Origin of the sequence: Pseudomonas sp. K2I15, from assembly GCF_002204795.1 — a bacterium.
Lineage (GTDB): Bacteria > Pseudomonadota > Gammaproteobacteria > Pseudomonadales > Pseudomonadaceae > Aquipseudomonas.
On record NZ_NIXO01000077.1, the window covers coordinates 1 to 20938 of the forward strand.

The window sequence follows — 20938 nt, forward strand, 5'->3', positions numbered from 1 at the left end:
TGCTGTTGATCTTGATCTGACTGCCCCATTCAGCCCGAGGCCGAACGCAGGTATTGAGGAGCGGGTAAACCGGCAGGACGCCGGTTTAGCCGCGACGGGCCAGGGACGGGCCGTCGCGGCGGCCCGCGGAGCAATGCCGGAGTGAGGGCACGCCGAGCCTAAGCGAGGCGCCGACAGGCGGGGCAGAGCGTTTTGGTTACTTTTGCGCTTTTCAAAAGTGACCCGCTGTAAGAGCGGAACCCTAAGCCGCCGTTACCGCAGCAACGGATATGTACCCACTTTGGAAGCGCACTCTCAAATCGCACGCAACGCCAGGATCGCCAGATACACCAGCACCACCCCACAAGCACCATAGCTAACCCTCTGCCACGTAGGCGACGCATTCTGGCGCAACAAATTGACCAACCCCGCAATCAGAAAACACGACAAAACCGACGCCACCATAAACCCCGCAAAAAACATCAACGTCTGCCCATGGCTTGGCGTGGCCCCAACAATCCCCGACAACGCACTGCCCAGCGCCCCCCAATACACAATGTTCTTCGGATTAGCCAAGGAAATGGCCGCCCCCACCAAAAGAGCATTCTGCCCCGACCTTGCCGGCGCACTCTCGGCCTCGGGCAAGCGCCAGGCATCCATCAAGCTGCGAACCCCAAGCCAGGCCAGATACAACCCGCACACCGCCGTCAGCGGCACCCGCACCGATTCATGCTGGATCAACAACGCCATGCCCGTCAGCCCAATCACCGCCCACACCGCATCACCCACCAGCGAGCCGAGCTGCACCAGCAGCGCAGGCGTAAACCCATGCAACAGCCCACGGCGCAGGGTTTGCGCCAGCACCGCCCCCGGAGACAGGCAAAACACAAAACCAAACACCAGCGCCGAAAAAAAGATCGTCAACATGCCCAATACCAATGCAGGAGCGAGTTTGCTCGCGAAGAACTCACAGACACCGCAGAGCGCCAGGTTTCCCGCGTCATCGTTAACGACCTTCGCAAGCAAGCTGGCTCCTACAGTGAACGCCGGTAGTTTGGGGGAGGGTGCCTAAGTCGTCTTGAACCAGATTGCGCTTTTCAACCCTTGAGCACGCTTTGATAGCGCCCCGGCGTGATGCCATAAGCCGCACGGAAATGCCGATTCAGATGGCTCTGGTCAGCAAACCCCAAGGCGTGGGCAACCTGCGACGCCGCAACGCCTGAGCGCAACAGCCCCTTGGCGCGCCGGGTGCGCAGTTGCATCGCCCACTGGCGCGGGCTCAGTCCGGTTTCTTTCTGAAAGGCCCGCAGCAGATGGAATTTCGACAAACCCAACTCGTCACTGAGGGTATCGAGTGCCACGGCCTGATGCAGGTTTTCCGCCAGCAACTCCTGGGCCTTGATCACCAGGCCGCGCCCGACTGCGGCGCTACCGGGCAGGCGCACTCCGCTACAACTGACCACCTCACCCAGCAGCACCACCAAGGCTTCTTCACTGAGCTCCCGGACGGTCGGATCAGCACTCAATGAGCCTTCAATCGCACCCGCCAGTTTCATCGCCAGTTCCGGTTGGAAGCACAGCGAACGGTCAAACTCCAGGTGCGCCAGGCCCAGGTCTGCCGCCAATTGGTCGGCACCCGCATACAGGCTGACAAACCGCCACGGCTGCCCCTCGGCCGCGCCGCCGCCCTGAATCTGCCCGGGGTTGTACAGGGTGATGCTGCCGGGGCCGGCCTCGAATGTGCGGCGGTCCAGCCACACCTGTTCCTCGCCGAGCAGGTTGACGCCGATCACGCATTCATCGTGGCTGTGGCGGGCAAACGTGAGGCCGGTGCAGGAGGTGCTGCTGACTTCGTAGTTGCCCAGCCAGGCGTGCTGCATGGAACTCATTGAGGTGGCTCGTTGTGACGGTTGCCCGCGAGCATACGCCGGAAAAGGGCTTCAGATCGACCGTTGATTAACCCGTTTCGACAGCTCTTCGCTACTCTCCTTGCGCTCCGAATAACGGTCGACCAGATCCGGGCGATCACGCAGCAGCAGGGTGAATTTCACCAGTTCTTCCATCACATCCACCACGCGGTCGTAGAGTGCCGATGGCTTCATGCGGTCTTGATCGTCGAATTCCATAAAGGCCTTGGGCACCGACGATTGATTGGGGATGGTGAACATGCGCATCCAGCGTCCCAGCACCCGCAGTTGGTTGACGGTGTTGAAGGACTGCGAGCCGCCGGATACCTGCATCACTGCCAGGGTTTTGCCCTGGGTCGGGCGCACCGCGCCGAGGGCCAGGGGCACCCAGTCGAGTTGCGCCTTGAACACCGCCGACATCGAGCCGTGCCGCTCCGGCGAACACCACACCTGGCCTTCAGACCACTGCATCAGCTCCAGCAGTTCCTGGACCTTGGGGTGGTCGCCTGGGGCATCGTCCGGCAGCGGTAAACCTGACGGGTTGAAGATGCGCGTCTCGGCGCCAAAGTGCTGCAACAGCCGCGCGGCTTCTTCCACCAGCAGGCGGCTGAAAGAGCGCGGGCGGGTTGAACCGTAAAGCAGCAGGATACGCGGCGGTTGTTCAAGCCGTTGAGGCGTGGACAGTGTGCAGTTCAGATTGGGCGGGGTACTCATCAGGCTCTCCGGTTACAGCGCAGCGATGCGATCCAGCTCGGCCTTGAGTTCGACAGGATTCAGGCTGGCAAACGGGATCTCGAAAAAAGCCCGGCAGCGGCGTTCAATGATTGCCAGGGTGGCGTGAAACGCGGCGTCAACCTGAGCTTCATCTCCCTGAACATCCGACGGATCTTCCAACCCCCAATGCGCCTTCAGCGCCGGCCCGAAATACACCGGGCAGGCTTCCCCGGCTGCCTTGTCGCACACGGTGATGACGATGTCCGGCGGGCTGCCTTCAAAGGCGTCGTTGCCCTTGCTGTACAACCCCTCGGTGCTGATGCCGGCGGCCTTCAGCGTGGTGAGGCTGCGGGGCAGCACCTGACCCTTGGGAAAACTGCCGGAGCTGATGGCCTGGAAACCTTCTGGCGCCAGGTGATTGAACAACGCTTGCGAGAGGATGCTGCGGCAACTGTTGGCGGTGCACATGAACAGGACTTTCATTAAACAGACTCCGTCAGAAACTCAGGCGCAGGGCGAGGGCGGCGAGGGTGATCAGCAGCACCGGCAGGGTCAGCACAATGCCGACCTTGAAGTAGTAACCCCAGGTGATGGTGATGCCTTTGCGCGCCAGGATATGCAGCCAGAGCAAAGTGGCCAGGCTGCCGATAGGGGTGATTTTGGGGCCGAGGTCGCTGCCGATCACGTTGGCGTAGATCATCGCGTCCTTGACCACGCCGACCGCATGGCTGGCCTCGATGGAGAGCGCGCCGATCAGCACGGTTGGCAGGTTGTTCATCGCTGAAGACAGCAGGGCGGTGAGTACGCCGGTGCCCAATGCTGCGCCCCACACGCCATAGCTGGCGAAGGTGTCGAGCCAGGTCGCGAGGTAGTTGGTCAGCCCGGCGTTACGCAGGCCGTATACCACCAGGTACATGCCCAGGGAGAAAATCACGATCTGCCACGGCGCTTCCTTCAGCACCTTGCGGGTGGAAATCTTGTGGCCCTTGGCGGCGATTACCAGCAGCAAGGTGGCGCAGGCGGCGGAAATCGCGCTGATGGGAATGCCCAGCGGTTCCAGGGCAAAACAGCCCACCAGCAGGATGCCCAGCACCCACCAACCGGCAAGAAAGGTGGCGCGGTCGTGGATCGCACTGGCGGGGTCGTCGAGGTCGGCCGGGTCGTAGGTTTGCGGAATGTCGCGGCGGAAAAACCACAGCAATACGGCGAGGGTCGCGGCGACGCTCACCAGGTTCACCGGCACCATCACGGCGGCGTATTCGTTGAAGCCGATCTTGAAGTAGTCCGCCGACACGATGTTTACCAGGTTGGAGACCACCAGCGGCAGGCTCGCGGTGTCGGCGATAAACCCGGCGCCCATGACAAACGCCAGGGTCGCGGCCGGGGAGAAGCGCAGCGCCAGCAGCATCGACATCACGATGGGCGTGAGGATCAACGCCGCGCCGTCGTTGGCGAACAAGGCCGACACCAGCGCGCCGAGCAGCACCATATAGGCGAACAACCGCCGACCGCGCCCACGGCCCCAGCGCGCCACATGCAAGGCGGCCCAGGCAAAAAAGCCCGCCTCATCCAGCAGCAGGCTGATGATGATCAGCGCGACGAACGTCCCGGTAGCGTTCCAGATGATGTGCCACACCACCGGAATGTCAGCCAGGCTGATAACGCCACACGCCAAAGCCAGGATCGCGCCCATCGTGGCGCTCCAGCCCACACCCAGGCCCTTGGGCTGCCAGATGACCAGGATGATGGTGAACAGAAAGATAGCAACGGCAACAAGCATGAAAAGCTCTCCGAAGGATCAGCAGCAGGCGCTGGCCCGTTGTGGTCGGTCGCCCATGGTGTCCAGACGCTGGGCGTCTGTTTTTAACCAGGCTTGGTTGGCTTGCAGGGTAGTGTCGAGCACCGCCGTCACCCACTCAGGCAAGGCCGGGTTGAGGCGGTAGTAAATCCACTGGCCCTGGCGACGGTCCAGCAACAACCCGCAACTGCGCAGTTGCGCCAGGTGGCGGGAAATTTTCGGCTGGCTGTCGTCCAAAGCATGGATCAACTCGCACACGCAAAGTTCGCCTTCGCGCAGGATTAACAACGTCAACCGCGCGCGGGTGGCATCGGCCAGGCACTTGAAGACGTTCGGCGGGGAGAAGAGATCTGACATGGTCAGTGCCTTGATACATATGGAAATACGAATATACGTATTTCCATATGTATCGGTCAAACCCTGTTTCGATTGATCGGCATCAACGCCCCGATAATCGACGACAAGTGGTTGAAATTAAACTGAAACACAAATGTCCTAAAGTGCCTGCCCATTGGTGATGAAGGAAGAAAACGTGTGACCCGTGCCACTCGCAACCTGCGCAAGACCCTCGATTCCGTCGCGGACAATAACGAAACCGCGGCCTTTGACCTGATGCGCGCCGTCGAAAAGCTCAGCGATGAAGTGCTGCGCCAGCGCCTGCTTAATACCATCCACCGGCTTAACCAGGACGCCCATGAACTGCGCGAAGCCCGGGATGCGGTGGAGCGGGTGTCGGTCAAACTGGCTTGAGCACGATCGTTCAAGACAATCCCTGATACCGCTGGCATGCTTGTCGACTGACTGTCGATGAGCCTGTTGTGTATGCCTAACGCTCTGCCTCTAAACGCTTTTTCCCGTGGCGCGATTGCGATCATTCCGTTGTCCCTTGCGTGTGCGCCTTGGGGGTTGCTGGCCGGTTCCACGGCAATTGATGCCCAGTTCACGCCGCTGGAAGCCCAAGGGCTGTCGACTATCGTGTTTGCCGGTGCTGCGCAACTGGTGGCCATCGGCATGGTCAAGAGCGGTGCCAGCCTGATTTCGATCCTGTTGACCACTTTGCTGCTGACCTCCCAGCATTTGCTCTACGGCATGCACATGCGCCCCACGTTGTCGCCGCTCAAGGCTCGGTGGCGCATGAGCCTGGGCTTTTTGCTGACCGACGAGTTCTTCGCCCTGGTCAGCCAATATGACCGCCAGACCTTCAACCGCTGGTACGCCCTGGGCGTCGGCCTGACGTTCTATATCATCTGGAACGTGTTCACCTTCGCCGGCATCGTGCTCGGCAAAAGCATTCCCGGGCTGGACCAGCTAGGCCTGGAATTCTCGATTGCCGCCACCTTCATCGCCCTGATCACCCCTGTGGTGCGCGACGTGCCGACCATCGTCTGCGTCGCTGTGTCATTGCTCTGTTCGGTATGGCTGAGTTACTTGCATTGGGAGTCGGCGGTGGTAGTGTCCGGTGTCTTGGGGATGAGCGCGGGGTTTGCCTGCAAGCGGCTGGGAGTAGGGCAGCAATGATCTTCGTGATGATTTTTGGCATGGGCCTGATCGTGTTTCTCAACCGCTACCTGTTTATCGAGCCGCGCCTGCCGGTGCGCCTCAATCGCGGGGCACGGGAGTTTCTGGGCTTTGCCGTGCCGGGGATGCTCACCGCGATCTGCGGCCCGATCATTTTCCTTGCCGACCACAAGCTCAACCTGAGCGTGAGCAACCCTTACCTGTTGGCCGGAATAAGTGCCGTGGCGCTGATGTTCTGGACCCGCAGCGTGTTAATTACCGTGCTGTTGAGCATGGCGCTGTTCTATCTGTTTCGCTGGTTGCTCTGAAAAGCAGGCAAAAAAAAGCCCGCGGGAGGGCGAGCTAGAAGGGAGACTTCTTAAAAATGAGCCTGCTGACTATAGGCGGTCAGGTCTCCCTTCACAGTGAAACAAAGTTCATGATTCTGTCAGCTATTCGGCAACCGGGGCGGCAGGCTTCTTGTTGGCCTTCGCCTCCGCTGCCAGGCATTCCAGGGCAAATTGCTCGGTGTAGGTCATCTGGATCGGGGTGCTTTCGCCCTTCACGGTGCGCTCACCGTCGAGGATGTAGCGGATGCGCTTGTCGGTCACGCCGATACGTTTGGCGATCCACGAAGGCGTTTGGCCGATGCGGCTGATCAGCTTGTCGGCGTAGTCGGTGGAGGGGTTGTAGCGCTCGGCGTTGGGTGTCATGGGGTTTCCGGGTAAAAGCGGGTTCGTAAGTAGGCGGCAGGGTGACGCAATAATCATTCGGTGTCGCCTGCTAATGGTACAGTCGCGTTTTTTTCCAAGGAAGCTTCGGTATGCGGATGGTGGTAATTGGCGCTTTGGTACTGGCATCGCTGGCCGGTTGCGCGGGCTCGAAGATGAAAGAGGCGCGTAGCGGTACGCCGTACAAAACTCTGGCCTCCGACAAGGCACCGCTGGTGGTTGCCCAGTGCATCCAGTTCGGCTGGCAGGATGAGGCGGTGTTCGGGGTGGATGCCGGTGGCTTCATGGAGCCTGCACAGGCCGGTGGCTTCACCATCTACACCACTGCGGGTGATTACTTTGTCGACGTGCGCAGTGCAGGCGCTGGCGCCAGCGTCAACTATTACGCTGCCCAGGATGACTATCCGGCCAAGCGCCGCCTCGCCGCACTGGCGACTTGTCTGTAATCCATTGCGTTAGAAAAATTCAGAAATGCCCTGCGGACAGCCTCGCGGGCATTGTCTTAGAATTCTTGTGCTCACCCGGCGTGACGGCTCTTTACCGGTACATGGACGTCGAGGCCGGAGCGTCGGGAGGGCAACTCTTTTCTAGCGTGGCATATACCCCAGGTGCCAGCGCCGCGGAATTTTCAGCGACACCAACCCCAACAGCGCCGACAGCAAGCCGCTGATCAGCAGCGCACGTATTCCCATGTGATGTTCCAGCAACGCCCCGATCACTGCACCGGCAAACATCCCGGCCCAGGGGATCAGTTGCACGCGCCAGCCGTTGCGCCGTTCACCGAGCATCCAGCGGCCCAGCCCGCGGCCAAAGCGCGACAACGCGCCGGTGACGTAGGTGAGCCCCACCGGCAAACCATTCACCTCTTCGACCGCCGCATTCAGCATGCCCATGGCAATGATCGCCGCCAGCAATGCCGGCAATTGATCAGCGAACGGCCACGCGGCGGCCCCGCACAGCAGGGTGGCGATGCACAGTAACAAGGGCAGGGCGTGGCGCCGGCTGACACGGCTGACCATCACGCCCAGCGCGTTACCAGCGATAAAGGTCGCCACCAACAGCGTCAAACGACCAGTCAGGCCCAGGTCACCTTCGCTGATCGCCACGGCGAGGCGCGTGGTGTTGCCGCTCATGAACGAGACAAAATCCCCGCTGGCCATGAAACCAATGGCGTCGGTCATCCCCGCCAGCACGGAAAGGCTGGCCACCAGCATCAACCCGACACGCCCGCGCCATTTGTGGCGATGCAACAAAGCGGCGTTGGTGTAGGGCTTCAGGGATGAAGGCAGCATTGGCCGGGTTCCAGGGTGAGATTATCCGGCCACTACCGTAGGGCGCTTTGCTTCCCACTGCAATGACTTGGCGCAGGCCTTTCACGCCGGTTCCAGGCGCCAGCCCTCCGCGCGCCATGTCAGCGTGTGGCTAGGCTTGAGTGCGGCGAGAAATGCGGCGTCGTGGGACACCGCGACTATCGCCCCGGTAAAACCCTGCAATGCCTCTTCAAAGGCGATCACCGATTGCAGGTCCAGATGGTTGGTCGGTTCGTCCAACAGCAGCAACTGCGCCGGCGTTTTGCGCCACAAGGCAATCGCCATGGCGGCCTTAAGGCGCTCGCCGCCGCTGAGTCGCGCCACGGGTTGCGTGACTCGCAAGGCATCCAGTTGCAGCAACGCCAGGCGCGTGCGCAGTTCGCCCTCGGTCAGTGGAGAATCGAGCAGGTTCAGCTGTTCGACGATCGAGCGCTGGTCGTCCAGCAGCGCCAGGTGTTGGTCGATATAGGCCGTCGGCACATGCACCGTGCATTCGCCGCTGACCGGCTGCAATTGACCCGCCAGCAGTTTGAGCAAGGTGGACTTGCCGCAACCATTAGGCCCGTGGACCGCCACCCGTATCGGCCCCATAAGATTGGCGCTGAGGTAGGTGCTGGGCAGCTGCGGATTAAGCCAGGGCAATTGTGCGTGCTCCAGGGTCAGCACCTGGCGACCGCAGGGCAATGCGGTGCCGGGCAATGCCAGCAGCGTTGGCGTTTCATCCACCACCTGTTCATAGGCTTTGCGCACGCGCTCATCCAACTCATCCTTGTGTTGCTGGTGAGCGCTGCGCACGGTATTGACGATTTCGGTGGCGGCGCCTTTCCAGCGGGCCTTGGTGAACCGGTCGACGTTTGCGGTTTCGGCGTGCTTGCGGGAGCGGGCGGCATGGCGCTGGATGTCATCGTTGCTTTGCTTCAGGCGCTTGCGTTCGCGGCTGCGGGCAAGGCGCGCGTGTTCGAGTGTGGCCTGGGTGGCGTGGTGTTCGGTTTCACGCTGAGCGTGAAAAGCCGCGTAGTTACCGCCGTAGACGTTGGTGCCCAGGGGAGACAGCTCAACGATTCGCTGCATGCAGTTGAGCAGTTGCCGGTCATGACTGACCACGATCAACCCGCCACGCCAGTCACCCAGAATGGCCAGCAGCCAGTCGCGGCCTTGGCGGTCGAGGTGATTGGTGGGTTCGTCGAGAATCAGCAGTTGGGGGTTGGCCAGCAGCGCTCCGATCACCGCCAGGCGGGCCAATTGGCCGCCACTTAACTGATCGGCGCGGTCGTCGAAGCCGATTTGCTGTAAGCCCGCCGTGTCCAACGCCTTGCGCAAACGTTCGGCCAAGTCCCAACGGTCATCGATCAATTCCAGGTCATCGGTGTGTGCTTCACCACGGGCCAGCCGGTTCAGGGCGTCCAATACCTCGGCGGTGCCGGTGGTTTGCGCGACTGTTTGGCCGGGAAAAAGGCTCAAGGCTTGTGGGACATAAGCGAGCCTGGCGCAGGTCTCAAGCGTGCCGGAAGAGGGGGCCAGCCTGCCTGCGATCAATTTGGCGAGCACACTTTTGCCCGCGCCATTACGCCCTACAATTCCGGTGGGCGTGCGATCGAAAGACAGGTTCAGGTCGTCCAGCGGGGTTTCGCCATTGGCGAACTGCAAACACACATGTTGCAGGGAAACGAGTACAGGCAGCCGTTTGACGTCAGTCATCAGCACCTCCAAAACAATGTGGCACAAGCCAACAAGCGCGCCAGGCGGCTCGTTGCGTTTACACGTTGGAAGGCTTAGTGGTTCACGTCAGCGGTCATCCCGGGATCAGAAAGGACGGGCAGGGTAACGCACTTTGGATTTTTCCTACAAGCGTTCGGCCAGTTGCTCCAGGAACATCGCCAGCCCCACTTCTTCGGCTTTCAAGCCTTTACGCACCCGCGGTTTGGGCAGTTTCGCCAGCTCGCCGAGGCTGAAATGCTCCAGCACGGCCGGGTGGATATAGCACTTGCGGCACACCGCCGGGGTGTTGCCCAACTGTTTGGCAACGTTCTTGACCATCTCCACCACATGCTTCCTGGCGTCGGATTCCGGCTGCCATTCAAGCTCGCGCAACACCGCCAACGCCAGTGCAGTGCCGGCCCAGGTGCGATAGTCCTTGGCAGTAAAATCCGCGCCGGTGAGGGTATGCAGGTAGGCATTCACGTCGGTGGAGCTGACCGTGTGGCGCTCACCGTTCTCGTCCAGGTACTGGAACAGATTCTGCCCCGGCAGCTCCAGGCAGCGCTTGATCACCGTAGCCAAGCGCCGGTCCTTGACGGTGATCTGGTGTTCGATGCCGCTCTTGCCACGAAACTGGAACAGGATCTCGCTGCCCTTGATGTCGACATGGCGGGTGCGCAGGGTGGTCAGGCCGTAGGAGCGATTGTCCCGGGCGTACCGGGTGTTGCCGACGCGGATCAACGTGGCGTCGAGTAACAGCACCACCGTGGCCAGGACCTTTTCCCGATTAAACCCGGGAGCGGCGATCTGCTCTTCCAGTTGCTTGCGCAACTTGGGCAGCGCGCTGCCGAACTGCTGCAGCCGGGAATATTTGTCGGTGTCGCGCACTTCGCGCCAGCGCGGGTGATAACGGTACTGCTTGCGCCCCCGGGCATCAAGGCCGGTGGCTTGCAGATGGCCGCGCGGGTCGGCGCAGATCCACACATCGGTGTAAGCCGGAGGGACCGCGAGTGCGTTGATGCGTTTGATCTCGTCCGCATCCGTGATGCGTGTGCCGTCGGCCTTGAAGTACTGGAACTTGCCCCGCAGCTTTTTCCGGGCGATGCCAGGCTGGGTGTCATCGACGTAATGCAGGTCGCGGGGGAGGTCGGCAAGCAACGCAGGATCGGGCATGGCGCAAATTCCTTGGCAGGTATTTCTGATTGACCGCAGGGTTTTGCGGTGGTGCCAATGGATTCAGGTCCAACATTTCAATCAATTACTCGGCGATCAAGATAGAGCAGTACCTTCTTGCCAAAAAGCTGACTGTAGGAAGGTTCCCAAGTAGGTCGCCGAAAGTTCCCTGGCATCATGTTGGGGCTGGTAAACAACATTTGAAATAATTCATTCTAATGGTGATGGAACTGAACGCGATTCTTGTAAACGCTTCATGAGTTCTGAAAAGGAATTTATGTACTCCGGTTGGTGGGCTGTTTATCGAATCAGCAGGATGTATAAATTCCAGTCTTGATTTTACGCCAGCATTTGCTGTCACTAAAGTTGTCTGGAAGGGAGAGGTTATGGCCACAAATAGTTTTCAGAACGAGGTGCCCAAGGCGCGAGTCAATATCAAGCTTGACCTGCATACCGGTGGTGCTCAAAAGAAAGTCGAGTTACCGCTAAAGCTGATGGTTATGGGTGACTACAGCAATGGTAAAGAGCAACGCCCGCTCTCTGAGCGAGGCAAGGTTGACATCAATAAAAACAACTTTGACAGCGTGCTGGGTGAGTTCTCGCCTAGTCTGAAGTTCGCAGTCAATGACACCTTGTCCGACGATGTGTCTGACACGTGCGTCGAACTGAATTTCCAGAGCATGAAGGACTTTGAGCCTGAGCAGGTCGCGCGCCAAATTCCGCAACTGCGAGCCCTGTTGGCAATGCGCAATCTGCTGCGCGACCTCAAGTCCAACCTGTTGGATAACGCCACCTTTCGTCATGAGCTGGAACGCATCCTTAAGGATGACGCACTGAGTGACGAGCTGCGAGCTGAATTGGCCGCCCTGGCTCCTCGAGAAGATCGTTAATTGTTCTTGTCTCGCAAATAAGGAAGTTACATATTATGTCCCTGGAACAATCATCTAAAGAGTCGCAGCTGGCTAGCACCTATCATGTAGGCAGTAATCAAAGCGTTTATGGAAATTTGTTCGAAAAAATCAACCTGAGTCCGGTTGCGGAGTTGGGCGGAATTGAGGTGTTTCAAAACTCGGAAGCGTTGTCCGAGGCATCTGCTGATGAGCGGGTAACTGCGGCCGTTAGTGTATTTTTGGGACTGCTGAAACAGTCGTCTCATAAAGTAGAGCGCTTGGATAAAGTGCTGCTGGACGAACACATTGCTTCCCTGGATGCGCAGATCAGTCGCCAACTTGATGCCGTCATGCATCACCCTGATTTTCAATGCGTAGAGTCAACTTGGCGTGGCGTAAAATCACTGATAGATCAAACCGATTTTCGCCAAAACGTGCGTGTCGAACTGTTGGATATCAGTAAGGATCACTTGGTACAAGACTTCGAAGATGCGCCTGAAATCGCTCAAAGCGGCCTGTATTTGCACACCTACACACAGGAATACGACACCCCAGGTGGCGAGCCGATTGCGGCGGCCATTTCGAACTATGAATTCAGCCGTAGCCCGCAGGACATAGCCCTGTTACGCAATATTTCCAAAGTGGCCGCGGCGGCTCACATGCCGTTCATTGGCTCGGTCGGGCCGGCTTTTTTTGGCAAGAATTCGATGGAGGAAGTCGCCGCCATCAAGGATATCGGCAACTACTTTGATCGTGCCGAGTACATCAAGTGGAAGGCGTTCCGCGAGAGCGACGACTCCCGTTATATCGGCTTGCTGATGCCCCGTGTACTGGGTCGCCTGCCTTATGGTCCGGACACCGTTCCGGTCCGCAGCTTCAACTACATTGAAAGCGTGAAGGGTCCGGACCACGAAAAGTACCTGTGGACTAACGCTTCGTTCGCCTTCGCCGCAAACATGGTGAAAAGCTTTATCGCCAATGGTTGGTGCGTGCAGATTCGCGGCCCGCAATCGGGTGGTGCGGTGACTGAGTTGCCGATTCACCTGTACGACCTGGGCACTGGCAATCAGGTAAAAATCCCTTCTGAAGTGATGATTCCGGAAACCCGCGAATTTGAATTCGCTAATCTCGGTTTCATCCCCCTTTCGTACTACAAGAACCGCGACTATGCGTGTTTCTTCTCGGCCAACTCGGCCCAAAAACCGGCGCTGTATGACACTGCTGACGCCACTGCCAACAGCCGAATCAACGCGCGCCTTCCGTACATCTTCCTGCTGTCGCGCATCGCCCACTACCTGAAGCTGATCCAGCGCGAAAACATCGGGACCACCAAGGATCGCCGTTTACTGGAGCTGGAGCTGAACAAGTGGGTTGGCGGGCTCGTCACCGAAATGACCGATCCGGGTGACGACCTCCAAGCCTCCCACCCATTGCGCGACGCCAAGGTGACGGTAGAAGACATCGACGATAACCCCGGTTTCTTCCGCGTCAAGCTGTACGCGATACCGCACTTCCAAGTCGAAGGCATGGACGTCAATTTGTCGCTGGTTTCGCAGATGCCCAAGGCAAAAGCCTAAGCCACCTCACAGGGAAATGATGTGATGAAGATCGACCGCCCCCTGTGGGCTGCGGGGGCGTTGCTGTCTCCGCAACAATTCCAGCAGCAAGCGCGCTGGGAAGCTTGGACTAATGAGCAACTGGCCCATTTGTCGCTGGTGAACCCCTGGGGTGTCCTGGGGGTTGCGTTCGACGCGCAAGCGTTGCGCCTGGGTAAGCTGAAGGCAACCCTACTGCGTGTGCGTATGCCCGATGGCACGTTGGTTGATACCGACCACGTAGATCGGTTGCCTCCCGCCCTGGAGTTAGCCCACCGACTCTCCGACGATGCTCGGGGCGCTACGCTGCTGTTGGCGTTGCCGTTGGAGCAAGGGAATGGCAACAACTGTTTGTTCGAAGGCGCGAAGGCTGATCGACCGACGCGTTATCGCCAGGATTGGCGGCAAGTGCAGGATGTCTACGCAGACGAGGTGCAATCCATCGGTGTGCTGGAGAACGTGCTGACCCTGCGCCTGGCTGACGATGATAACGCCGATTATCTGACGTGCCCGGTCGCACACATAGTGCGTGACGGGCAGGGTGCCTGGAGTATCGATCCTGATTACGTACCGCCGTTGCTTAGTTTCTCAGCCCATTCAGGGCTGCTGACCCAACTGGATAACCTGTTGACCCAGTTGGCAGCCAAGCGTCAACGGCTGATGGGCATGCGCCGTGAGAGCAACCAGCGTATGGCCGATTTTGCTGTAGCCGACGTCTCGCTGTTCTGGTTGCTCAACGCATTGAACACCTATCAGCCGGTACTGGCCGACCTCATGGCAAACCCTGCAAGGCACCCTGAGCAGGTGTACCTGGAACTGGTCAAGTTAGCCGGCAGTCTGCTGACGTTTTCCCTTGAACACGATATCGACAAGATCCCCGCCTACCGGCATGAAGCACTGGAAAGCATATTTCCTCCTTTGATGCGCACCATCTCCAGCTTGCTCGAAGCCAGCCTGCCATCGCGGGTCATTGCTCTTGTACTGCTGGAAGTCGGCGCCAACCGCTGGCAAGTCACGCTCAACGATGCGCGTCTGCGTGAGCGGGACGGTGCAGACTTTTATCTCTCGGTGCGTTGCCGTATGCCAGCGGCACAACTGCAAAGCCAGTTTCCGCGATTGTGCAAAGTGGGAACACCAGATGACGTTAATCGCCTGGTCAACGCTGCGCTTGATGGTGTTCCGTTGCAGCCCCTCAGTCACGTACCGGCGGCCATTCCGCTACGCCTCGAAAACCAGTACTTCGCCCTTGATCTTGGCAGTGCCAAGGGGCAATCGATGCTGGCGGAAGGGACTTGTGCCTTGTACGTACCCAGCACCTTTCCGGACGTCAACCTTGAACTGTTTGCGGTACTGCGCGCATGAACCTTAACGCCTTGAAAAAACACACCTTCACTGCGCATGACGTCGATGCGTTGTTGCAAGACACTTACCTGCTGGTCGTAGAGTTGCGCCAGGGTGCTTCGCTGCAAAGCAGCCCCGAGTTGCCTGGACGTAGCGCAATGCAGGTCGAACAGGTTCGACAAGGCCTCAAGGACGCCGGCGTTGGAGCGCGCAGCATTGAGCTGATCAGCTACGCCCAGTGTGCCTTGCTGGATGAGACGGCACTCGGCTATGCCAAGGACGATGCCCATGCCAAATGGGCCAGTGAACCCTTGCAGGCAAAGTTCTTCAATCGCCATCAGGCTGGTGAGTTTTTGTATGAAGACATAGGCGAAGCCCTGCGTCATCCCGCACCTGATGTGCTGGTGCTGACGGCATTCCAGCGGGTTCTTATGCTCGGCTTTCAGGGGCGGTACCGTGATGTAAATGATCCTGAGCGCGAGCAATTGCTCGCGGCCCTGAATGCACAGGTCGGCCCTTTGCAACTCGATCATGCATTGACGACGCACAGCGTCGCGCACCGAGCACATCACTTGTGCTGGGTACGTTCAGCGCTGGGCCATGTTATCGCGGCCAGCTTGTTGCTGGTCGGAGCCTGGTGGGGACTGGACTACTGGCTGGGCGAGTTGATCGCCACGCTTGTACCAGTGCAGGTGTGAGGGCGTGATGACACTCAAGCTGACACGAGGCCTCTGGCTGTGGGCCGGATTGCTGGTCTTGGCCCTGTTGCTGGTCGTACCGTTTGCTGGCTGGGTACGTGCAGCGGTCGCTTTTACCGTTGTAGTGCTGGTCATACGAGCCTGGATACGAACGGGGCTTCGTTTTGCACGGTACGGTCGCCAACGGGTGTTGGCCGGCGATGCGGCCTTACCACCGCCCGCCTATTGCAAGCCCGTGGTGCTGGTTTGCGGCGATGGGTTGGCGGGGCTCTTTGGCGTGGTGCCTTCGGAGCAGTTGACCCTACGCACCACCCCGCAGGGGTGTTATGTGCGTGTGCCAGCCCTTGATCAACTCGTGGTGGTGGCCACCAGCATCCAGGCCCTGCGTCCGGACTGGGCGGGCCAGATAAGCGTAATGTTTATCGCCAACCCCTCGGAGCACACAGACCCAGCAGAATTTGCCGGGCGGGTGCGTGCTTTCCGTCATCAGATCACCCTGGTGCGCGAGCGCGGTGTTGCGTTGCCGCTGATGCTGGTGAGCTACCTGCAAGGTGCCGAAGGCGAGGGTACCTGGTTCAGTTGGGCGTCGGGACAAGCTAACCCTTACGTCCGTGAGGCCGGCGCTTGCGTCAGCTTAGTCGACTGGCAGCAACACGCCGCCGATCGGGCAACCTACGCCTTACGCCTATGCACCGGCGTACAGATAAGCAGCGCCGCGGCGTGGCTTAAGGAAACACTACTCCCGCACTTCGAGACCCGTAATACCCACCATCCAGTGGCTTGTGCGATCACCCTGGTGCCGGTTCTGCCGCAGGGCATCATGGGTAACCTGTGGCAACAATGGGTGCACGCAAAGACAGGCTTGAGTGATGCAGGACGGCCTCTAGCGGGCTCCGGTACATCCTTGCCGTTTCCCGACCCGTTGCTGAATTTGCTACCGCTCCAAACCCGCGGCTCTCCGCTTCTTTGGACTAGTGTCGCGGCGTTGTGGTTGTTCGCGGTGGCCGGGGTCGTGGCCCTTGCCAGCTCGGCTTGGCAGAACAACCTGCTGTTGCGTCAAGTCAGTGATGACCTGCGGCGCTACACCTCTGTTCCCTCCGCTGAACGTCGTGACCAGCCCCAATTCGTCCTGCGTGAAGATGCCGTGGCGGTACTGCGCCAGGTTGGTATGCGCCTGGACGATTACTACCGGCAGGGCGAACCGCTGGCGTTGAGCCTGGGCCTGTATCGCGGCGAGCGGCTACGACTGCCGTTGCTGGCGACCATCGAGGGTCACCGGCAACCGCCCGAGGCCCCGAAGCCCGGCGAGATCTCTACTCCTGTGCGGCTGGACAGCCTGTCGCTGTTCGGAACCGGGAGCGCGGAGCTCAAGTCGGGCTCGACCAAGGTGCTGATCAACGCACTGGTCAATGTCAAGGCACAGCCTGGCTGGCTGATTGTCATTGCCGGGCACACCGATCTTACTGGCAGCCCCATGCAGAACCTTGAGTTATCCCGCGCACGCGCCGCTTCGGTACGTGACTGGATGCAACGCATGGGTGACATCCCTGACAGCTGCTTCGCTGTCCAGGGTTTTGGCGCCAACCAGCCAGTGGCCAGTAATGAAACCGAGGAAGGGCGTACAGCCAACCGTCGTGTTGATATCCGTCTGGTGCCGGAAGTGGGGGCCTGTGCGCTCCCCCCTGCGGCGCCGGGCAGGAAACCCTCTGTCGCAACCAGCGACATACAACCCTGAGAAAAGGAGCTTCACATGGCAATTCCCGTTTACCTATGGCTGCAAGATGACGGCGGTGCTGAAATCAAAGGCTCCGTGGACGTACAAAAGCGCGAAGGCAGCATTGAGGTCATCGCCCAGGACCACAGCCTGTACATCCCCACCGACAACAACACCGGCAAGCTGACCGGCACCCGGGTTCACACCCCGTTCCTGTTTTCCAAGGAAATCGATGCCGCAAGCCCTTACCTGTACAAGGCGGTGACCACTGGGCAAACGCTCAAGAGTGCCGAGTTCAAGTGGTTTCGCATCGATGATGCGGGCCAGGAAGTCGAGTACTTCATCACCAAACTGGAGGACGTCAAGGTCGTGAAAGTCGCGCCGAAAATGCACGACGTCAAAGACCCGAGCAAGGAAAAGCACAACCACCTGGAGCAGATCGAGCTGCGCTACGAGAAGGTCACCTGGACCTACAAAGACGGCAACATCATCCACTCCGACTCCTGGAACGAACGCCAAAGCGCCTGATGCCGAAGGACCGGCCGGCATCTGTGTGCCTGCTGGTTGGCGGTGTGCAGGGTTGAGCGTCCGTTCGCGGGCGCTCAGCCAAATACATCGCGCTGCATGAGCCTTTGACGAAACGCCGATAACCCAGAACAGGGATGTACCCGATGGCCCAGAACTCCACGCGTTTGCTTCGCCGCCTCAACCCGTATTGCGCCCAGGCACTGAGTGCAGCGGCAACCTTGTGCCAGAGCCGCGCCCATGGATTGATCAGCATCGAGCATTGGCTGCTCAAGTTGCTGGAGCAGGGCGAGGGCGACCTGACCTTTATTGCCCGTCGCTACGAATGGGATATGGACGCACTCTGGCGCGGCCTGCTCGACCACCTCGAGACCCTTCCGCGCTGCGTGCAAGGCAAGCCGCAGTTGTGCGCAAAACTGCAGCAACTGGTCAAGAATGCCTGGTTACACGCCTCGCTTGATGGCAACAACGACACGCTGCGTTCGGCCCATCTGCTTGGCGCGCTGCTGGAGACGCCCAGCTTGCTTGCCTGTGACGCCGCTTGGCCACTACTCAGTATCAGCGATACCCAGTTACAGCGTTTGTTTGAGCTGCTCGACGAGCACTCCGAAGAGCGCCCACAAATACAGCAAGAAGCCGAACTGGACCGCATCGAGGTACCAGCCTCATCCGGCACCGACAACTCGGATGCCATGAAAGTCATCCTGGATAAATTCACCCACGACGTTACCGCCAAGGCCTGGGCAGGCCAGATCGACCCGGTGTTCGGCCGCGACGATGAGATTCGCCAGGTCATCGATATTCTCAGTCGTCGGCGCAAAAACAATCCGATTCTGGTGGGTGAGCCCGGGGTGGGTAAAACCGCTCTGGTTGAAGGTCTTGCATTACGTATCGTCGAGGGCAACGTCCCCGACAGCCTCAAACGGGTCAGCGTACGCATTCTGGACCTGGGCTTGTTGCAAGCGGGTGCGGGTGTAAAAGGCGAATTCGAGCAACGCCTGAAAAACGTCATCGACGCCGTGCAGCAATCGCCTCACCCGGTGCTGCTGTTTATCGATGAAGCCCACACACTGATTGGCGCCGGAAACCATGCCGGAGGGGCGGATGCGGCCAATCTACTCAAACCTGCCCTGGCGCGTGGCGAGTTACGCACGATTGCCGCCACCACCTGGAGCGAATACAAACAGTATTTCGAACGCGATGCGGCCCTGGAACGACGTTTCCAGATGGTCAAAGTCGACGAGCCCGACGACGCCAACGCCTGCCTGATGCTGCGCGGCCTCAAGGCACGCTACGCCAGCCACCACGGCGTGCACATTCTGGACGCGGCGGTACAGGCAGCGGTCACGCTCTCGCGGCGTTACTTGACCGGTCGCCAATTGCCCGACAAAGCCATCGACCTTCTCGACACAGCCAGTGCCCGGGTCCGCATGAGCCTCGACTGCGAGCCCCAGGCGTTGGTGCGCTGCAAAGCGCGCAAAACCGCTCTGGTGCTGGAACGCCAGGCTCTGGAAGAAGACCAGCAACTGAGCGGCTGCCTTGCGAATGAGCGCCTGGAGATCATCGCCGCGCAGCACTGCGAACTGCACTGCCAGCAAGTCGAGCTTGAGGCGCAATACCGCTACGAACTCGACCTTACCCAACAATTGCACGACGCCCGTCAGGCAGAGCCTCCGCAAGCAAACGCCTGCCTGCAACTGCAGCAGCAGTTGAGCAATATCCAGGGCAACCAGCCCTTGCTGTCGCTCGACGTCGACGCCCGCAGCGTAGCCGAGGTCATCGCCGACTGGACCGGTGTGCCCTTGGGCAGCCTGCTCAAGGATGAACAAGCCAACCTGCTGGAACTGGAACACCAACTGGGTGAACAAGTGATCGGCCAGGACGCTGCACTCGGCGCCTTGGCCCAACGCCTGCGGGCCGCCAAGACCGGCCTTACGGATGAAAAAGCGCCGTTGGGCGTGTTCCTGCTGGTGGGCACCAGTGGCGTCGGTAAAACCGAAACCGCCCTGGCCCTGGCCGATAAGCTGTTCGGTGGTGAAAAATCGCTGATCACCATCAACCTCTCGGAGTACCAGGAAGCCCACACCGTCAGCCAACTCAAAGGCTCGCCTCCCGGCTACGTCGGTTACGGCCAGGGCGGGGTGCTCACCGAAGCGGTGCGCCAGCGCCCCTACAGCGTGGTGTTGCTCGACGAAGTGGAGAAGGCGCACCGCGACGTCCTCAACCTGTTCTACCAAGTCTTCGACCGTGGCTGCATGCGCGATGGCGAAGGACGGGAAATCGATTTTCGCAACACCGTCATTCTCATGACCTCCAACCTTGGCAGCGATGAACTGCAAGCTTGCCTGCAAGAGTTTCCCGACGCGCCGGACAGCACCTTGCACGAGTTGCTGCGCCCGATCCTGCGGGAACACTTTCAACCGGCCCTGCTGGCACGTTTCCAGACGTTGATCTACCGACCGCTGTTAGCCGACGCTCTCCAGCAGATTGTCGCAATCAAGCTTGCCCAGGTGGCCACGCGCTTGCGGCGCCACTACGGGCTGGATTGCCAGATCGACACCGCGCTCAACGAGGCTCTGGTTGCCGCATGCCTGCTACCAGACACAGGCGCGCGCAACATCGACAGCCTGCTCAACCAGCAGATCTTGCCGGTACTCAGCCAACAGTTGCTGCAACGCCAGGCTGCCCGGCAGAAAACTCGCAGCGTGACTCTCGGCTACAGCGATGAGGAGGGTGTCGTCCTGCAGTTTATTGATGCCCAAGACGCGGTATCCGCCGTTGCGATGGAGGCCCAAGCATGCTGAACGAATTGCGCAGTTTCTTCGACCACAGCCGCCATAAACTCACCGTTCGCGATGTTGATGCATTACTCGACGTTCTTGCCTTCGAGGGCACCGAGGGCCTGAGCGAACTGTTCAGCTACCATGTGGAGTTCACCAGCGCCGAAGGTGATATCGCAGCAGAAAAAATGCTCGGTCAGGACGCCACTTTCAGCTTGTACAGCGCACCGCAGCAATCACCGATGCGCGGCTTCATCCCGCCTGCTGCCAGCCCGTTGCGCACGCTTCACGGCGTCGTCACCGGCTTCAAACGCCTGTCGGGCTCCGTTGATGAAGCCCGCTACGAAATCACCCTGGAACCGCACTTTGCCCTGCTGGGTCGAGGCCAACAATTCCGCATCTACCAACACCAATCCGTCCCGCAAATCGTCGAAAGCATCCTGCGCAGCCGCCACGATTTTAGAGGCCAGGACTTCTTCTTCAACCTGGTGCGCGACTACCCCAAGCGCGACCAGGTCATGCAGTACGGCGAGAGCGATCTGGACTTCATTTCCCGCCTGCTGGCCGATGTGGGCATCTGGTACCGCT

22 protein-coding genes are annotated in these 20938 nt (G+C 59.7%); 12 read left to right on the forward strand and 10 right to left on the reverse strand.

Features of this window, described 5'->3' with window-relative positions; all coding sequences use genetic code 11:
• Positions 1-294 precede the first annotated feature (294 nt).
• The 6 genes from CEC48_RS27995 to CEC48_RS28020 form a co-directional block, all read right to left on the reverse strand.
• Positions 295-906, reverse strand: a complete 612-nt coding sequence (locus CEC48_RS27995) for a LysE family transporter (protein WP_088426668.1) — start codon at positions 904-906, stop codon at positions 295-297.
• A 170-nt stretch (positions 907-1076) separates the two neighbouring features.
• Positions 1077-1868 (reverse strand): AraC family transcriptional regulator, encoded by a 792-nt coding sequence (locus CEC48_RS28000; RefSeq protein WP_176438796.1) that lies wholly within the window; start codon positions 1866-1868, stop codon positions 1077-1079.
• Between the two features lie 51 nt (positions 1869-1919).
• Positions 1920-2600: an arsenical resistance protein ArsH gene (arsH, locus tag CEC48_RS28005; protein ID WP_088426670.1), complete on the reverse strand. Its 681-nt coding sequence runs from the start codon at positions 2598-2600 to the stop codon at positions 1920-1922.
• A 12-nt stretch (positions 2601-2612) separates the two neighbouring features.
• A complete protein-coding gene (locus CEC48_RS28010; RefSeq protein ID WP_088426671.1) occupies positions 2613-3083 on the reverse strand; it encodes an arsenate reductase ArsC in 471 nt (156 codons plus the stop codon).
• A 13-nt stretch (positions 3084-3096) separates the two neighbouring features.
• On the reverse strand, positions 3097-4380 hold the full coding sequence (locus CEC48_RS28015) for an arsenic transporter (protein ID WP_088426672.1): 1284 nt from the start codon (positions 4378-4380) through the stop codon (positions 3097-3099).
• Between the two features lie 18 nt (positions 4381-4398).
• Positions 4399-4755 carry a metalloregulator ArsR/SmtB family transcription factor gene (locus CEC48_RS28020; RefSeq protein ID WP_088426673.1) on the reverse strand — a complete coding sequence of 119 codons (357 nt, stop codon included), beginning with the start codon at positions 4753-4755 and terminating at the stop codon, positions 4399-4401.
• Between the two features lie 177 nt (positions 4756-4932).
• On the opposite strand from CEC48_RS28020, the gene CEC48_RS28025 reads away from it, so the two are divergent.
• From CEC48_RS28025 to CEC48_RS28035, 3 genes are all read left to right on the forward strand, one after another.
• Positions 4933-5148: a hypothetical protein gene (locus CEC48_RS28025; protein WP_003212603.1), complete on the forward strand. Its 216-nt coding sequence runs from the start codon at positions 4933-4935 to the stop codon at positions 5146-5148.
• A gap of 72 nt (positions 5149-5220) precedes the next feature.
• Positions 5221-5916 carry an AzlC family ABC transporter permease gene (locus CEC48_RS28030; RefSeq protein ID WP_088426674.1) on the forward strand — a complete coding sequence of 232 codons (696 nt, stop codon included), beginning with the start codon at positions 5221-5223 and terminating at the stop codon, positions 5914-5916.
• A complete protein-coding gene (locus CEC48_RS28035) occupies positions 5913-6224 on the forward strand; it encodes an AzlD domain-containing protein (RefSeq protein ID WP_088426675.1) in 312 nt (103 codons plus the stop codon). Before CEC48_RS28030 ends, CEC48_RS28035 begins: the two co-directional genes overlap by 4 nt.
• A gap of 123 nt (positions 6225-6347) precedes the next feature.
• On the opposite strand, the gene CEC48_RS28040 is transcribed toward CEC48_RS28035, so the two are convergent.
• Complete coding sequence (locus CEC48_RS28040; RefSeq protein ID WP_088426677.1) at positions 6348-6608, reverse strand: hypothetical protein; 261 nt, start codon at positions 6606-6608, stop codon at positions 6348-6350.
• A gap of 110 nt (positions 6609-6718) precedes the next feature.
• Here CEC48_RS28040 and CEC48_RS28045 point away from each other — a divergent pair, with 110 nt between their 5' ends.
• Complete coding sequence (locus CEC48_RS28045) at positions 6719-7072, forward strand: hypothetical protein (protein WP_088426678.1); 354 nt, start codon at positions 6719-6721, stop codon at positions 7070-7072.
• Positions 7073-7213: 141 nt separating this feature from the next.
• Here the strand turns inward: CEC48_RS28045 and CEC48_RS28050 are convergent, their stop codons facing one another.
• The 3 genes from CEC48_RS28050 to CEC48_RS28060 all read right to left on the reverse strand — a co-directional run bounded on the left by CEC48_RS28050 (position 7214) and on the right by CEC48_RS28060 (position 10807).
• On the reverse strand, positions 7214-7918 hold the full coding sequence (locus CEC48_RS28050) for a YoaK family protein (protein ID WP_088426680.1): 705 nt from the start codon (positions 7916-7918) through the stop codon (positions 7214-7216).
• An 81-nt stretch (positions 7919-7999) separates the two neighbouring features.
• Positions 8000-9634 carry an ABC-F family ATP-binding cassette domain-containing protein gene (locus tag CEC48_RS28055; protein ID WP_088426681.1) on the reverse strand — a complete coding sequence of 545 codons (1635 nt, stop codon included), beginning with the start codon at positions 9632-9634 and terminating at the stop codon, positions 8000-8002.
• 144 nt (positions 9635-9778) lie between these two features.
• The gene (locus CEC48_RS28060; RefSeq protein WP_088426682.1) at positions 9779-10807 is read right to left on the reverse strand and encodes a DNA topoisomerase IB; all 1029 of its coding nucleotides are present in this window, start codon (positions 10805-10807) and stop codon (positions 9779-9781) included.
• Between the two features lie 386 nt (positions 10808-11193).
• Between CEC48_RS28060 and tssB the strand changes: the two genes are divergently transcribed.
• From tssB to vgrG, 8 genes are all read left to right on the forward strand, one after another.
• Positions 11194-11697: a type VI secretion system contractile sheath small subunit gene (tssB, locus tag CEC48_RS28065; RefSeq protein WP_088426683.1), complete on the forward strand. Its 504-nt coding sequence runs from the start codon at positions 11194-11196 to the stop codon at positions 11695-11697.
• Positions 11698-11732: 35 nt separating this feature from the next.
• Positions 11733-13274 (forward strand): type VI secretion system contractile sheath large subunit, encoded by a 1542-nt coding sequence (gene tssC, locus CEC48_RS28070; RefSeq protein WP_088426684.1) that lies wholly within the window; start codon positions 11733-11735, stop codon positions 13272-13274.
• A gap of 24 nt (positions 13275-13298) precedes the next feature.
• Positions 13299-14654, forward strand: a complete 1356-nt coding sequence (gene tssK, locus CEC48_RS28075; protein ID WP_088426686.1) for a type VI secretion system baseplate subunit TssK — start codon at positions 13299-13301, stop codon at positions 14652-14654.
• Positions 14651-15331 (forward strand): type VI secretion system protein TssL, short form, encoded by a 681-nt coding sequence (tssL, locus tag CEC48_RS28080; protein WP_088426688.1) that lies wholly within the window; start codon positions 14651-14653, stop codon positions 15329-15331. Before tssK ends, tssL begins: the two co-directional genes overlap by 4 nt.
• Positions 15332-15338: 7 nt before the next feature.
• Positions 15339-17066: an OmpA family protein gene (locus CEC48_RS28085; protein ID WP_088426690.1), complete on the forward strand. Its 1728-nt coding sequence runs from the start codon at positions 15339-15341 to the stop codon at positions 17064-17066.
• Positions 17067-17081: 15 nt separating this feature from the next.
• A complete protein-coding gene (locus CEC48_RS28090) occupies positions 17082-17573 on the forward strand; it encodes an Hcp family type VI secretion system effector (RefSeq protein ID WP_088426691.1) in 492 nt (163 codons plus the stop codon).
• Positions 17574-17716: 143 nt separating this feature from the next.
• Complete coding sequence (gene tssH, locus CEC48_RS28095) at positions 17717-20374, forward strand: type VI secretion system ATPase TssH (RefSeq protein ID WP_088426692.1); 2658 nt, start codon at positions 17717-17719, stop codon at positions 20372-20374.
• On the forward strand, positions 20368-20938 hold a 571-nt coding region (gene vgrG / locus CEC48_RS28100), incomplete at its 3' end, for a type VI secretion system Vgr family protein (protein ID WP_141099719.1). The genes tssH and vgrG, both read left to right, overlap by 7 nt.